This window comes from Acinetobacter bouvetii (assembly GCF_902753875.1).
Taxonomy (GTDB): domain Bacteria; phylum Pseudomonadota; class Gammaproteobacteria; order Pseudomonadales; family Moraxellaceae; genus Acinetobacter; species Acinetobacter bouvetii_A.
Genome location: NZ_CADDTS010000035.1, coordinates 35,339 through 48,816 on the forward strand (window position 1 = coordinate 35,339; position 13,478 = coordinate 48,816).

Annotated in this window: 14 protein-coding genes and 1 tRNA gene; 8 read left to right on the top strand and 7 right to left on the bottom strand. The window is 43.9% G+C overall.

From position 1 onward, the window contains the following. Window positions 1-217 precede the first annotated feature (217 nt). A tRNA-Leu gene (locus tag FB6_RS10570) sits at window positions 218-304 on the bottom strand. Window positions 305-497: 193 nt separating this feature from the next. Between FB6_RS10570 and queA the strand changes: the two genes are divergently transcribed. From queA to secF, 8 genes are all read left to right on the top strand, one after another. Then, window positions 498-1,535, top strand: coding sequence for a tRNA preQ1(34) S-adenosylmethionine ribosyltransferase-isomerase QueA (gene queA / locus FB6_RS10575; RefSeq protein ID WP_174559964.1), 1,038 nt, complete (start codon window positions 498-500; stop codon window positions 1,533-1,535). A gap of 29 nt (window positions 1,536-1,564) precedes the next feature. Then, a complete protein-coding gene (locus tag FB6_RS10580; RefSeq protein ID WP_174559965.1) occupies window positions 1,565-2,593 on the top strand; it encodes a hypothetical protein in 1,029 nt (342 codons plus the stop codon). Between the two features lie 27 nt (window positions 2,594-2,620). After that, window positions 2,621-3,187, top strand: coding sequence for a LemA family protein (locus FB6_RS10585; RefSeq protein ID WP_174559966.1), 567 nt, complete (start codon window positions 2,621-2,623; stop codon window positions 3,185-3,187). 102 nt (window positions 3,188-3,289) lie between these two features. After that, window positions 3,290-4,156: a DUF4303 domain-containing protein gene (locus tag FB6_RS10590; RefSeq protein WP_174559967.1), complete on the top strand. Its 867-nt coding sequence runs from the start codon at window positions 3,290-3,292 to the stop codon at window positions 4,154-4,156. 143 nt (window positions 4,157-4,299) lie between these two features. Next, a complete protein-coding gene (gene tgt / locus FB6_RS10595; protein ID WP_174559968.1) occupies window positions 4,300-5,430 on the top strand; it encodes a tRNA guanosine(34) transglycosylase Tgt in 1,131 nt (376 codons plus the stop codon). 103 nt (window positions 5,431-5,533) lie between these two features. Beyond that, a complete protein-coding gene (gene yajC, locus FB6_RS10600) occupies window positions 5,534-5,863 on the top strand; it encodes a preprotein translocase subunit YajC (RefSeq protein ID WP_174559969.1) in 330 nt (109 codons plus the stop codon). A gap of 51 nt (window positions 5,864-5,914) precedes the next feature. Then, window positions 5,915-7,816 (top strand): protein translocase subunit SecD, encoded by a 1,902-nt coding sequence (gene secD / locus FB6_RS10605; protein WP_174559970.1) that lies wholly within the window; start codon window positions 5,915-5,917, stop codon window positions 7,814-7,816. Window positions 7,817-7,823: 7 nt separating this feature from the next. Further along, the gene (gene secF / locus FB6_RS10610) at window positions 7,824-8,792 is read left to right on the top strand and encodes a protein translocase subunit SecF (protein WP_174559971.1); all 969 of its coding nucleotides are present in this window, start codon (window positions 7,824-7,826) and stop codon (window positions 8,790-8,792) included. 75 nt (window positions 8,793-8,867) lie between these two features. Here secF and FB6_RS10615 read toward each other — a convergent pair whose 3' ends face one another. Genes FB6_RS10615 through FB6_RS10640 form a run of 6 tightly spaced genes read right to left on the bottom strand, consistent with a single transcriptional unit; the run spans window position 8,868 to window position 13,477 of the window. Further along, complete coding sequence (locus tag FB6_RS10615; protein ID WP_174559972.1) at window positions 8,868-9,302, bottom strand: excinuclease; 435 nt, start codon at window positions 9,300-9,302, stop codon at window positions 8,868-8,870. 20 nt (window positions 9,303-9,322) lie between these two features. Beyond that, window positions 9,323-10,543: a beta-ketoacyl-ACP synthase gene (locus FB6_RS10620; RefSeq protein ID WP_174559973.1), complete on the bottom strand. Its 1,221-nt coding sequence runs from the start codon at window positions 10,541-10,543 to the stop codon at window positions 9,323-9,325. Further along, window positions 10,543-11,268 (bottom strand): 3-ketoacyl-ACP reductase FabG2, encoded by a 726-nt coding sequence (locus FB6_RS10625; protein ID WP_174559974.1) that lies wholly within the window; start codon window positions 11,266-11,268, stop codon window positions 10,543-10,545. The genes FB6_RS10620 and FB6_RS10625 overlap by 1 nt, the downstream gene beginning before the upstream one ends. Then, window positions 11,265-11,702, bottom strand: coding sequence for an ApeP family dehydratase (locus FB6_RS10630; protein WP_174559975.1), 438 nt, complete (start codon window positions 11,700-11,702; stop codon window positions 11,265-11,267). Before FB6_RS10630 ends, FB6_RS10625 begins: the two co-directional genes overlap by 4 nt. Next, the gene (locus FB6_RS10635) at window positions 11,699-12,898 is read right to left on the bottom strand and encodes a beta-ketoacyl-ACP synthase (RefSeq protein ID WP_438819967.1); all 1,200 of its coding nucleotides are present in this window, start codon (window positions 12,896-12,898) and stop codon (window positions 11,699-11,701) included. Before FB6_RS10635 ends, FB6_RS10630 begins: the two co-directional genes overlap by 4 nt. 12 nt (window positions 12,899-12,910) lie before the next feature. Continuing rightward, on the bottom strand, window positions 12,911-13,477 hold the full coding sequence (locus FB6_RS10640; protein WP_174559976.1) for a DUF3261 domain-containing protein: 567 nt from the start codon (window positions 13,475-13,477) through the stop codon (window positions 12,911-12,913). Window position 13,478 lies beyond the last annotated feature (1 nt).

Below are 13,478 nucleotides of genomic sequence, written 5' to 3' on the forward strand. Positions count from 1 at the left end.
GCCCAAAACCACCTACTCTCACTAACTTTATTAACAAACTTTGATAGAGAACACAATAAAAAAGGCACAAACGGAAAAAAGTGACAATATGAGCCAGATTTTTTTGGCTTTACCATTTTAACACTTTGTACTTAAGATCAAAAATCAAACAATCATTTATTTTAGGCAATAAAAAAACCCTCAAGTCTTAGTGTGCTTGAGGGTTTTTCATTTTATCTGGTCCCGAGGGTCGGACTCGAACCGACACGTCATCTCTGACAGCGGATTTTGAGTCCGCCGCGTCTACCAATTTCACCACCTCGGGAAAGGGGCTGCAAGCTGATTAGCTTGTGGTGGCTATATTACTCCCAAACTTTAAATTGTCAATTATCCAAATCACTTAATCGCTCATTTTTAAAGCAAAACTAAAAACTTTGTCTTAAAAAGCAGCAGATATCATCTTGTTTATGTATTTCGGGACTATAATGCGGGGGTTTTTCTTATTCTATACATTGAAGATGCAACTTTCCGACTTTAACTTTGATCTCCCGGATGAGCTAATTGCTCGCTACCCTTTGGAAACCCGTAGTGCTTCACGTCTTTTACACTTAGACGCTCAAGGCCAATATCACGACCATCATTTTACCGATATTCTGGATTTGCTTGAGTCGGGCGATTTACTGGTTCTAAATGATACCAAAGTGATGAAAGCCCGCTTAAAAGGCAAACGTGCGACTGGTGGTGCTGTAGAAGTGCTGGTGGAACGCATGATGGATAAGTTTGTTGCGCATTGCCACATTAAAGCCAGCAACTCTCCTAAAGAAGGTGCAGAGCTGTTCATCGGCCCCGATGAAGTTAAAGTGACCGTCAAAGGTCGTCATGAAAATCTATTTATTGTGGAGTTTTCTCAGCCCATTTTAAATGTACTGGATCTCTATGGTGCTTTACCCATTCCGCCTTATTTCAACCGTGAAGCAGAAGCCATTGATACTGAACGCTATCAAACTGTATTTAACGACCCAACTAAAATTGCCAGTGTTGCAGCACCCACTGCCAGCCTGCATTTTGATGAAGAATTGCTGCAAAAATTAGCAGCCAAAGGCATCAACAAGACTTTTGTGACCTTACATGTCGGCGCAGGTACTTTCTTGCCAGTCCGCACCACAGACATTGAAAACCATATCATGCACAGCGAATGGTGTGATGTATCCGATGAATCGATGGCGCTGATTAAAGAAACCAAAGCTCGTGGCAATAAAGTCATTGCAGTAGGGACCACTGCAACACGTGCCACTGAAAGCGCAGCGCAGGCTAATGGCGGTGAACTCAAAGGCTGGACAGGCGATACGCAAATTTTCATCTATCCGGGCTATGAGTTTAAAGTCGTGGATCGTTTGATTACCAACTTCCATTTACCTGAATCGACCTTATTAATGTTGGTTTCAGCATTATCCAACCGTGATAATATTTTAAATGCCTATCATCATGCGGTCGAAGCAAAATATCGCTTCTTCAGTTATGGTGATGCCATGCTGATTGATAACATCAGTGCTTAACATAATGAATTAATTTAAAGAATCAGCCCATGCCGCTCAATACTGTTAGACATTCGATTCATATTCGACGTAAAAAAAATGAACGGGTTTTTAATAATATTGCGCGGCTTTGGGATATCGCGCGCAAAGCCCAGAGCCATCAGAACATTTTAGATGCGCTGCATCCCTGGAATGCGCCGATTGTGCTGAAATTTGAAAATGTCCTACCGCTACTTCTGGCTGCCGTAGGACTTTTTTTTGTACTGCTGATTTTTCTGAATCCGGGCAATATCTGGGTGCAGATCTGTTTAGTCACTGGCCTGTTTATGATTTTCTGGGCCTATATCAGTTTTGAAGAGCGAAAACCGATTGATGAGGTAATCGAGTATCTAGAACAGCAAAGCATTGGCAAAAAATACAACCTAGCCTTCCAGCAACCACCACAACATCTTTCTATTCCAGTTCAACCCGTTTTATTCATTGCCCATTTAAAGCGTTTGTTTCCTGTGTTTAATCAGGGCAGCATCGTCAATGAAATTTATAACTATGCCAGCACCATCTGGACAGATGAAGATGGTAAACAGCATCAGGTAATGGTGTTTCAATATCATTTTGTCAATGAAATCCGGGTGCGCAATAAAAACGGTGAAGAAGTTCAGGTCAAAGAAATCCACCGCGATTTATGGGGTGTCTTTGTTTTTGATGTTGCGATTCAAGGTCTGGCCGTGACCACTGCCAACAAGGAATTTGATTATCCTTATAGTTTTCCGTGGCATACCAGCGACATACAGATTAATCAGAAACTCAATATTTTTGGCAATGATGAAATGCACATGGCCAAGCTGCTCACCCCTGCCTTTGTATTGAAGCTGGACCAGTTTTTTGCCCAGCGTCAGGGCGATCTCATGTTTCATCCAGACAGTCAGCTGCTGTGTTTTTTAGGTCCTGCAAATTTATTTCAGATTTCATCACGGGCAAAAAAAATTCATGATATTTCCGCATTACGTGGACACTTGCGTACTTTTAAATTACCTTATCTGGAAAGCTTAGCGCGTGATTTAACGCAGTTTTTAAAATAACAAAGTTGCAGTTTCAGGGGCATATCCATGGGGTTATTGATTTTTTTTGTTTTGATTGTTGCCGTCATCGTGGCCTGTATCATGATCCGCAATAATATTGTACGTCATCACAATGCCTCCATTCGGGCCTGGTCAGATGTGGCCAGTTATGAACGTCAAAAAATTAAAATTCTGGATGGCTTACAAGCCTTGGTAGAACAGTATTCAAACTTTGAACAAGGGACTTTAGAAAAAGTTACGGAACTACGCCAGAATATTCTCAATCTGAATGTAAACAATGCTGATGTCCATCAATTACAACGTATTGAAAGCTTGAATAAAGAATTGATGCGGAGTTTAAATGTTGTGGTAGAGAACTACCCAGAACTCAAAGCCAATGAAATTTATCTTAAAATGATGAATGAAATTGAAGAACAGAATGAAAATGTCGGTGCAGCAATTACCATTTTTAACCGTAATGTAGAGCTGTTTAATAACCATATTCAGGTTTTTCCAAACAACATTGTCAACACCATGACTTTAGGAAAAAAAGCCATCCGCTCGTTCCGAGATGAAGCTGTCACACAAAGTTTTGACTATAGACCAAATTTTTAAATCACACTGGGACTTCTTGCATCCAGTCATCATAAATCACAGCAAGAAGTCCTAATAAAAAATATAATCTAAAAAAAATACCTAATTAAAAGAATAATGAACATGTTAGAACATATACCCTTACTTCAAGAGGCCCTGATTGAAGAGTTCTACGCCTTATATGATCAATATCATGACGATGATATTTATGCCTGTGCCTTGGTATTCAATGAATATTTGGTGCTGGATTGTTTAGCGGTTTCGACTACACGCAGTTTGTTCTCCGAGCATGAAGACCCGGCGCAATATTTATCTGAACATGATCAATGGGATGTCTCGAAATGGCGCTATCGCTCTTCATATTCTTCGGAAAGTCGCTTTACGCAATTTAAATTGCTGCTGGCCGATTATTTAAAAACTACCCATATATTTGGCAATCAGCTGCTGGAACAACACACTTATGGCCAAACGACTTTAGAATTAATTATTACTGCATTTAAGCAGGCCAAAGAAGCTTGCACCGACTCCTATGGTCTGAACACCCACTCCGTTGTATTTTTTATCAGTCTTCCCCAGCAGCCTAAAGTGGCTGTACATTCAGCTGAATGCCTTAATAAAAGTAGTCCTTTACTAAATGAATTTCTCCGGCATTATGCCCTTCATACCCTGCCTAAACATCCAAAGAGCAAACTAAAACTCTCTCAGACAGAGAAAGACCTACTGGTCGATTTGGCACAAATGGTAGAAATCGAACCATATGATTATTTGCACATCTCACAGCAGGCTTATTTACTCACCCTCGAATCGACCTTTATGGATAGTAATCCTTATATTCAGAAACTGGTTCAGACCATTGCTGCAATGGATACAGGTATGCAAAATGGCTGTGCCCTGGAAAAAAATGAAATATTAGAACGTATTGAACAGTTCTATCATGCCAATCACAACCCGACTTTGTTAGACAATGATCACTTTTCCAATCTTTCCTGATCGACAAAGTATTCAGTTAAAAATTCAACAACACTGGCGTTTATGTTCGTAATCTAGGAAAATAGCCAACTTTTAGCGGCGAACTGTTTATTCGCACTTGCACTGCAAACAAAGCAGTGCTTTGCTTTTGTTCAGGATATTTTATGAAGTTTGAAAAATTAGGTCAGTCGGGTCGTGCCCGTCGTGGTCGTTTAACGCTTGAACACGGCGTAGTGGAAACGCCAGTGTTTATGCCTGTTGGTACCTACGGTACAGTCAAAGGCATGCTCCCGCGCGATGTAGAAGACATTAAAGCCCAAATTATCTTAGGCAATACCTTCCATCTTTATTTACGTCCAGGTTTGGACGTGATTCGTGAACATGGTGGCTTGCATGAGTTCATGAAATGGAACAAGCCTATTTTGACCGATTCAGGCGGCTTTCAGGTCTTCAGTTTGGGGGCCATGCGTAAAATTAAAGAAGAAGGCGTGACCTTCCGTTCCCCGATTGATGGTTCAAAAGTATTTTTATCACCTGAAATTTCAATGGAAATTCAACATACATTGAATTCAGATATCGTGATGATTTTTGATGAATGCACGCCTTATCCTGCTACACATGAAGAAGCGCAAAAATCATTGCAACTTTCTTTGCGTTGGGCAAAACGTTGTAAAACCCATCACCATGATGTGTTAAAGAATAGAAATGCCCTGTTCGGCATTATCCAAGGTGGCATGTATGAAGACCTGCGTGATGAATCACTCAATGCATTGAAAGAAATTGACTTCGATGGCTTTGCCATTGGCGGTCTGTCTGTAGGTGAACCCAAAGAAGAAATGATCAAGATTCTGGATCATCTTCCACCGAAAATGCCTGAAGATAAGCCACGTTACCTGATGGGCGTAGGTAAGCCTGAAGACATCGTGGAAGGGATTCGCCGCGGCGTCGACATGTTTGACTGTGTCATGCCAACCCGTAATGCACGTAATGGTCATTATTTTGTGACAGACGGTTTAGTGCGTATTCGCAATGCCAAATATCGTCATGACCAAAGCCCGCTGGATCCGGATTGTGATTGTTATACCTGCCAAAACTTCACCCGTGCGTACCTGTTCCATCTGGAAAAATGCGGTGAAATGCTAGGTTCTATGCTGGGCACCATTCACAACCTGCGTTATTACCAAAGATTTACACAAGACATTCGTGATGCGTTAGATAATGGTACTTTTGATGAGTATGTTCAAGATTTCTATGCGCGTCGTGGTCTAGAAGTACCCCCTTGTCCTGAAGATTAATCTTTCAGCATTTGCGCTGAAGAAAAAGACAAGGTAAATTGCAGAACAAGTCAGTTTATTTATCATGTAGTTGATAGTACATTTTTTAGTTTAGGAAATTGAAATGAGCCTTTTTATTTCTACTGCTCACGCAGCAGGTGAAGCTGCACAACAACCAAGTTTGGTGACCAACCTTTTGATGATTGCGGTTTTTGTCGCAATTTTCTATTTCCTGATTTGGCGCCCTCAAGCAAAACGCGCGAAAGAACACCGTACTTTGGTTGAAAGCCTGGGTGTAGGTAGCGAAGTGGTATTTGCGGGTGGTCTGATGGGTAAAATCCTGAAAATTGAAGGTGATTTTGCAGTGGTTGAACTCAGCCGTGGTGTAGAAGTAAAAATTCAGCGCGCAAGTGTGATTTCAGTTCTTCCTGAAGGCACATTGAATAATCTCTAATCAAAAATAGTCGTGCCCTAGCACGACTTTTTCATTTTAAGAAGAAAACAAATGCGTTATCCAGCATGGAAATATCTGCTGATCATTGTGGTATTGTTGATCAGCACATTATATGCCCTGCCTAGTTTGTATCCAGATGAACCTGCTGTTCAAATTTCAGGTGCCAAAGCCGGCACCCAGATTGATCAAAGCATCGTACAAAAAGCAGAGCAATTATTACAAAGTGAAAAAATTCCAAGCCACGACAACAGCTTTAGCAATAATGCTGCCCTGCTACGTCTCGACTCTTCTGAAGCCCAATTAAAAGCTAAAGAAGTATTGCGTCGTGGACTGGGTGAAAATTATGTTGTGGCATTGAACCTTGCACCAACCACTCCGGAATGGCTACAAAAAATTGGCGCCAAACCTATGAAACTGGGTCTGGATTTACGTGGCGGTGTGCATTTCTTGCTTGAAGTGGATATGGACAAGGCCATCAGTCAGCGCATGGAAACATCCGCCACTGACCTCCGTCGTCAATTCCGTGATAACAAGCTGAAATTCAACAGTCTTTCTTTGAATAACAACACGATCACTGTGCAGTTTGCCAACAACAGTGATCGTGAAGCAGTTATGGATTTCTTGCGTCGTAATGGCAATGAATTCAATCAGCAAGCGATTGCATCTGAGTCTGGTTCAACCTTACGTTTGAACTATACCGATGTCCGCAAGCAGGAAATTCAGTCTTATGCGGTCAACCAGAACTTGACTACCTTACGTAACCGTATTAACGAGTTAGGTGTGGCTGAAGCCTTGGTTCAAACCCAAGGTAGCAACCGTATTGTGGTTGAACTTCCGGGTGTTCAGGACACAGCTGAAGCAAAACGTGTCTTGGGTCGTACAGCCAACCTGGAATTCCGTCTGGTTTCTGATTCGAATGACCAATACATCGATCCTTATACAGGAAAATCAAATGGTCAGGCCTTACCTCCGGGTACTGAAGCTTTTGCCTATGAATCACTGGATAGTGGTCGTGAATTACTGCTCAACCGTAACCGTATCTTGACTGGTGAACGTGTACAGAATGCGTCAAGTGGCTTTAGCCAGGACACTGGTGGTGCTGAAGTAAATATTACTTTGGACAGCGCTGGCGGTAAGCTGATGGCTGATGCAACACGTAATGCCGTAGGCAAACGTATGGCCGTATTATTCATCGAGAACAAGCAGAAAATCAGCTATGTACCGGACCCTGTTACGGGTGCGCAAACTGAAGTTCGTACGCCTTATGCAGAATCTGTAATCATTAATGCGGCAACCATTCAAGCTGTATTGGGTTCTCAGTTCCGTATTACTGGTCTGGCTTCACCGCAGGAAGCGTCTGAACTTGCCTTGATGCTTCGTGCCGGTGCACTTGCAGCACCAATGTACTTTGTCGAAGAACGTGTTGTAGGCCCAAGTTTGGGACAAGAAAACATTGACAAAGGTGTGTTATCGACTCAAATCGGTTTCCTTCTGGTGGCAATCTGGATGGTGGTGTTCTTCCGTCTATTTGGTTTAATTGCCAACTTTGCCCTGATTGCCAACCTGGCAATGATCCTGACAGTGATGTCATGGATTGGTGCCTCCCTCACCCTCCCGGGTATTGCCGGTATCGTGATTACCATTGGTATGGCGGTTGATGCCAACGTACTGATCTGTGAGCGGATTCGCGAAGAAATGAAATGGGGAGCCTCGCCCAAACAGGCGATTGTCGCGGGTTATGATCGAGCTTATAACACCATTTTTGACTCGAACTTAACCACTTTCTTGGTTGCGTTTATTCTGTTCGCTATCGGTACTGGCCCAATTAAAGGCTTCGCCGTGACCTTGATGATCGGTATTGTGTGCTCAATGTTTACAGCCATTACTGTAACACGTGCCATCGTACAGCTGATTTATGGCAAAAAGCGTAACTTGAAAAAGTTGAGCATTTAGGAGATCGATGATGACTGATATGACTCAACCGAAAAAGAAATACGGTCGCCCGGATGATGAGCGCATAATTGACTTTATGAAAATTGCCAAACCAGCGGCAATTATTTCCATCATCCTGACTGTCGCAAGCTTGTTCTTTATTGTGACCAAAGGTCTAAACTTAGGTTTGGACTTTACTGGTGGTGTCTCCGCCGAACTGAACTATACACAACCGGCCAATCAGGCTGATGTGGTGTCAGCTTTAAACCAGGCCGGTTTTAAAGATGCAGTCGTGCAAACCCTCGGTAGCAATAAAGACCTTTTGGTTCGTATGCCTGTTCAAGACATTGAAGTAGAAGATCTGAATAATGCGATCACCAAAGCTGCGCAGTTACCGAATAATCCAGCCGTAGTTCACAAAGTAGATTCTGTGGGTGGTCAAGTCGGTAATGAGCTTTATATTCGTTCGGCGGGTGCAGTCGCGTTAGCATTACTGTTAATGCTGGTATACGTGACTATTCGTTTTGAATTCAAGCTGGCTTTAGGTGCCGTTCTTTCACTGTTCCACGACGTGATTGTGACCATTGGTATTTTTGCCATGATGCAATGGCCGTTTGACTTAACCGTATTGGCGGCCATTCTGGCGCTATTAGGTTTCTCGTTAAACGATAACATTGTGGTATCTGACCGTATTCGTGAAAATTTCCGCAAGATCCGTGGCGCAAGCCCGCGTGAAATTGTCGATATTTCCTTAACAGAAACCTTACGTCGTACCATTCATACCTCTGCAACGTTATTGCTGGTTGTTCTTGCAATGATGTTCCTAGGTGGTGAAGGTTTACACTGGTTCTCTGTTGCCATGTTTATTGGTGTATTTGTCGGTACCTATTCTTCAATTTACATTGGTACTGCCTTTGCCCTTTGGCGTGGTCTGAACCGTCAAGACTTTATTGTTCAGGTTAAACCAGAATTCGAAGAGGAAGAAATTCCTAAGTAATTTCTGATTTCTCGTCAATTAAAAAGCCCATCACATGATGGGCTTTTTTATGTTCAATCGACACTCGATTGTCGATTAGAACTTCACGATATCGCCTTTTAATGCGACACCGGCAACCGCCATTCCTTTGGCACATTGATAAGTTGTGCTGCTCTTGGTTTCATTTGACTTATAGAAACTCACGATATTGGTCACGGCATTGGCGCCTTTTGCTTTAGCGGTATTCTGGAATTGAATCAGCGCTGAACGCAAAACATGATCGCATGAACTTTCTGCAGATTTGGCAAAACCATTGGTTTTCTTGTTGGTAACCAAACCTTTTTGAATCACCTTACCACCAGAGCGAGTGCCGGCCAGATAGAACTTCACTGAACCGTCCAGCGTACCATCAGCAACGGCGCGACTCACCGCTTCCTGAAAATTAAAATCATGCATTTCATCTGCTGCCTGAGCCGAAGCCACTCCAGCCAAGCTCAATACAGCTGTCAATGCTAATTTTTTAATAAACATAATTTACCCTCTAGTTGTTGTTAGACACGTTTAAAAATCAGGGAGGTGTTAATCCCTCCAAAAGCAAAATTATTACTCATAATGGTGTCAGCCTGAATCTGTCTAGATTGTTTAACGATATAATCCAGATCACCACAAGCTTGATCTATTTCTTCTAAATTTAAGGTCGGAATAAACTGGTTGCGCTGCATCATTTCAATGCTCAACCAGGCTTCTATTGCACCACACGCGCCAAGTGTATGTCCAAAATAACTTTTTAAGGAGCTGATCGGTTTTTTACCCAAGACCCGTGCTGTGGCTTGAGTCTCAGCAATATCCCCCTGATCGGTGGATGTACCATGGGCATTGACATAGTCAATCTGAACTGCCGGAATTTGCGCATCGGCTAATGCCAGTTGCATACAGCGTCCCATCATTTCCGAGTCCGGACGGGTAACATGCTGACCGTCGGTGTTGCTGCCATAACCAATGATTTCTGCATAAATATGCGCACCACGGGCCTTGGCATGTTCATATTCTTCTAAAATTAAACAGCCTGCACCTTCTCCCACCACCAGACCATCACGTTTGGCATCAAATGGACGCGGAGTTTTTTCCGGATGTTCATTTTGGCTGCTAGTAGCCAGAAGTACATCAAACACCGCTGAACCTGCGGCACTGAGTTCTTCTGCGCCACCGGCCAGCATCACGGTTTGCTTGCCGTATTTAATTGCTTCATAGGCCTGACCGATGGCCATGGAACCTGACGTACAGGCACTGGAGGTCGGCAAAGTTAAGCCTTTCAAGCCAAAATATACAGTTATGTTGACAGCACTGGTATGCGACATCATACGAATATACGTCGTGGCATTGAGTTTATTCATGTTGTTATCGAGCAACATGCTACCAAACTCAGCAACTGCATCGACACTGCCGGCAGATGAACCAAAAGCAACCCCTGTTTGGCCACTGCTTAAAATCGGATCATTGAGCAGCTTTGCATCTTCCAATGCTTTTTCTGCACATACGGTCGACATCAGCGCCACCCGCCCCATACCACGTGTCACCTTACGGTTAAAGTGTTTGGGAATGCTATAGGACTCGACCGGGCCACCCAGTTTACTGCGTAAATCAGTGTAGACTTCCCAGTCCGGCATATAACGAATACCGCTTTTGCCCTGTTCGAACTGCGCAAAAATTTGATCTGCCGTTTCACCCAAAGAGGTGATTCCCGCCATGCCGGTGACCACAACACGTTTCATCAAATCAAACCTCCGTTGACCGAAATCACTTGACGGGTGATATAACTTGCATCATCACTACACAAAAATTTCACCACTTTGGCCACTTCATCGACATGCCCCATGCGTTGTAATGGAATCATTTTCAAGGCATGTTCTTTGACTTCTTCGGTGACCATTTCTGTTTCAATTAAACCCGGTGCCACACAATTGACGGTAATTTTTCTTTTCGCCAGTTCCAGTGCCAGGGCTTTGGTCGCACCAATCAGGCCAGCTTTAGCCGCACTGTAATTGACCTGTCCCCGATTGCCCATTAAACCTGAAACAGATGATAAAGTCACAATGCGTCCGCCTTTTTTCAGACGAATCATTGGCATCACCAGCGGTTTAAGCACATTATAAAAACCATCCAGAGAGGTGGAAACCACTTCATCCCAGTCACTATCAGTTAAGGCCGGAAATGCCGCATCACGAGTTAAACCGGCATTCAGCACCACCCCGTAAAATGCGCCATGTTCAGCAACATCCTGTTCCAGCAATTGCATGACTTTTTCACGCTCATTCACATCAAATAAAATGGCATGACTGGCTTGACCCAAAGCTCGGATTTCCTCGACCACCTGCTCGGCTTCTTGCTGTCTGGAACGTGCATGCACGGTGACATCAAAACCTGACTGTGCCAATTGCAAGGCAATGGCTTTACCAATGCCGCGGCTTGAACCTGTCACTAATATTCTTCTGCTCACACTGTATCCCTAATCTTTTCTTCAATTTCTGTCGGCTCAAAGACGCTCAACATGGCACTAAAACAGTGTTCCTGATATTCAATTTCACATTGAAACTGCCCCAAACCCTCATGCAGATAGGCTTGTTCCGCCTTAATCCGCACGGTTTCCCCCAGTGCAAAATATGGCACGGGCAACTGCATTTTACGGGTCCCCAATAAAAAACCGATTTTCGGCGGCAAGCCTGACATCTTACCTTTATGTCCCGCATAGGCACTAATGGTCTGTGCCATCAGTTCAATACTGGTCCAGGTTGGAAGTCCCTGATCTTCACAAAACATCAGTTCAGGACGAATCACCAGTTCTGCAATGGCAAAATGGTCATTGGCTTCAATCAAATGGTCGACAAAAACCATCGGTTTTTCATGCGGTATAAACTGTACGGCATCCATCATTTCAGCGTGGTTCCAAAAATCAGACTGATATTACTGCCCCCAAAGGCAAAAGAATTACTCATGACATATTTTATCGGTTGTTGCAACTCGGCGTGCAGTACATAGTTGGCTTGATCCAGTTCCGGGTCAATAGGACCTGCCTGATGCAAAGGCAACCAGGATTGATCAATCAGCACCTGTTGGCAGATTGCCGCTTCAATGGCACCTGCAGCACCCAGACAATGCCCGGTCTTATGTTTGGTACTACTGATTGGCACTTCATAGGATTGAAACACGGTCTGAACCGCTTTAATTTCCATGGCATCGTTTTGCGGCGTGGCGGTGCCGTGCATGTTCAAATAGGCAATCTCGTCAGATGTGATGCCAGCAATACTCAAGGCTTTTTGCATCGCTTCTGCTGCCCCTTTGCCTTCTGGATGCGGTGCTGAAATATGCCAGGCATCCATCGATTCCCCTGCCGCCATCAACATCACTGGTGCAGTTTCTTTGGACAATAAAAACAGGCCTGCTGCTTCACCAATATTGATGCCGTCACGCTGTGCCCCACAAGGCTGACAAAGGTCGTTAGATAAACTTTCCAGACTGTCAAACCCATTCAAGGTCAACCGACACAAGGTATCTACACCACCGACCAGAACCGCATCGGCCAGATCAGCATTAATCAAACGCTGTCCTGCCGCCATGGCTTTGGCACTGGAAGAACAGGCGGTGGAAATGGTATAGGCCGGACCTTCCCAGCCCAAATACTTTTGCAAGCCTTTGGCCAGACTGCCCATTTCCTGCTTGTAATGTGAAATTTCTTCATGCACTTGATTTACAAAATATTGTTTGAGCAATATTTCATTGTCGGCAATGCCTGAAGTCGAGGTACCCAATATCACCGCCAGACGTTTCACATCAAATTGCGCAGTATAGGCCCGTACTTCAGCTTCAATTGAACTTAAAGCGGTTAAGGCAAAGCGTAAATTGCGTGAATCGACATGCGCTAAAAAGTCTGGAACTTCTTCGATCAAGGCGTGTGGATAGGCGCCCACCCAGACCTGTTTTTCCGGAATAAAGCCGGAACTTAAGGTCAAGGTATTTTCCTCACTGGTCATGGATTGCCGTATCTGTGCAGCGTTATGGCCTAGCGCAGACAAAGCAGCACTCAGCTGAATCCCCACTGCAGGATGTGATATCGTCATTTTATCGTCCATAATCATCCTCCTTTATTCAGTGGGTTCCATATCGGTACTTTCCACACCAGTATTTTCCAGACCTTCACTGATGGCACTGATCACCATTTGATAAGGGACCTGTAGATTATTCAATTCTATTGCATCATCCTGATGCACAATTTTTAACACAGGTTGTTGATTAATAAAAATACTTTGTGTCTGCACCGCAGTATCAATCCGTACATTCTGCTGTTGTAAACGGGCAAAATCAGGATAGGTGGCATACAGAATATCCCGCACCACAAATTCAAAGGGCAACAGCTTCATTTGTTCAATCCGCTGCTCCACATGCACCTGATGACCATCAAAATTCAGTTTGAACAGTTGCTGCCCGGTCAGGGTCAACGCCAGCATCTCCAGTTTTTGCCCCTGTTGCTGCTGATACAGCAAAAAGCTGAAGCTATGCTCTTTCCACTGTACTTCCAGCTGATCCTGCCGCTGATAATTCTGTGCAGTCCAGCTGCTGGCCGCCAGGCCCTGTGCCTTGGGCAGCATCGATTGACAACCACCACATAGCAACATGGCACAAATCACGATTCCTGCCCATTTCAACTGCATA

Excerpts from the sequence above, each read along its gene's own strand:
- FB6_RS10620 (WP_174559973.1), bottom strand. The coding sequence starts at position 10,543 with ATGAAACGTGTTGTGGTCACCGGCATGGCGGGAATCACCTCTTTGGGT.
- FB6_RS10640 (WP_174559976.1), bottom strand. The coding sequence starts at position 13,477 with ATGCAGTTGAAATGGGCAGGAATCGTGATTTGTGCCATGTTGCTATGT.
- FB6_RS10580 (WP_174559965.1), top strand. The coding sequence starts at position 1,565 with ATGCCGCTCAATACTGTTAGACATTCGATTCATATTCGACGTAAAAAA.
- queA (WP_174559964.1), top strand. The coding sequence starts at position 498 with ATGCAACTTTCCGACTTTAACTTTGATCTCCCGGATGAGCTAATTGCT.
- FB6_RS10585 (WP_174559966.1), top strand. The coding sequence starts at position 2,621 with ATGGGGTTATTGATTTTTTTTGTTTTGATTGTTGCCGTCATCGTGGCC.
- secD (WP_174559970.1), top strand. The coding sequence starts at position 5,915 with ATGCGTTATCCAGCATGGAAATATCTGCTGATCATTGTGGTATTGTTG.
- FB6_RS10590 (WP_174559967.1), top strand. The coding sequence starts at position 3,290 with ATGTTAGAACATATACCCTTACTTCAAGAGGCCCTGATTGAAGAGTTC.
- tgt (WP_174559968.1), top strand. The coding sequence starts at position 4,300 with ATGAAGTTTGAAAAATTAGGTCAGTCGGGTCGTGCCCGTCGTGGTCGT.
- FB6_RS10635 (WP_438819967.1), bottom strand. The coding sequence starts at position 12,898 with ATGGACGATAAAATGACGATATCACATCCTGCAGTGGGGATTCAGCTG.
- yajC (WP_174559969.1), top strand. The coding sequence starts at position 5,534 with ATGAGCCTTTTTATTTCTACTGCTCACGCAGCAGGTGAAGCTGCACAA.
- FB6_RS10615 (WP_174559972.1), bottom strand. The coding sequence starts at position 9,302 with ATGTTTATTAAAAAATTAGCATTGACAGCTGTATTGAGCTTGGCTGGA.
- secF (WP_174559971.1), top strand. The coding sequence starts at position 7,824 with ATGATGACTGATATGACTCAACCGAAAAAGAAATACGGTCGCCCGGAT.
- FB6_RS10630 (WP_174559975.1), bottom strand. The coding sequence starts at position 11,702 with ATGATGGATGCCGTACAGTTTATACCGCATGAAAAACCGATGGTTTTT.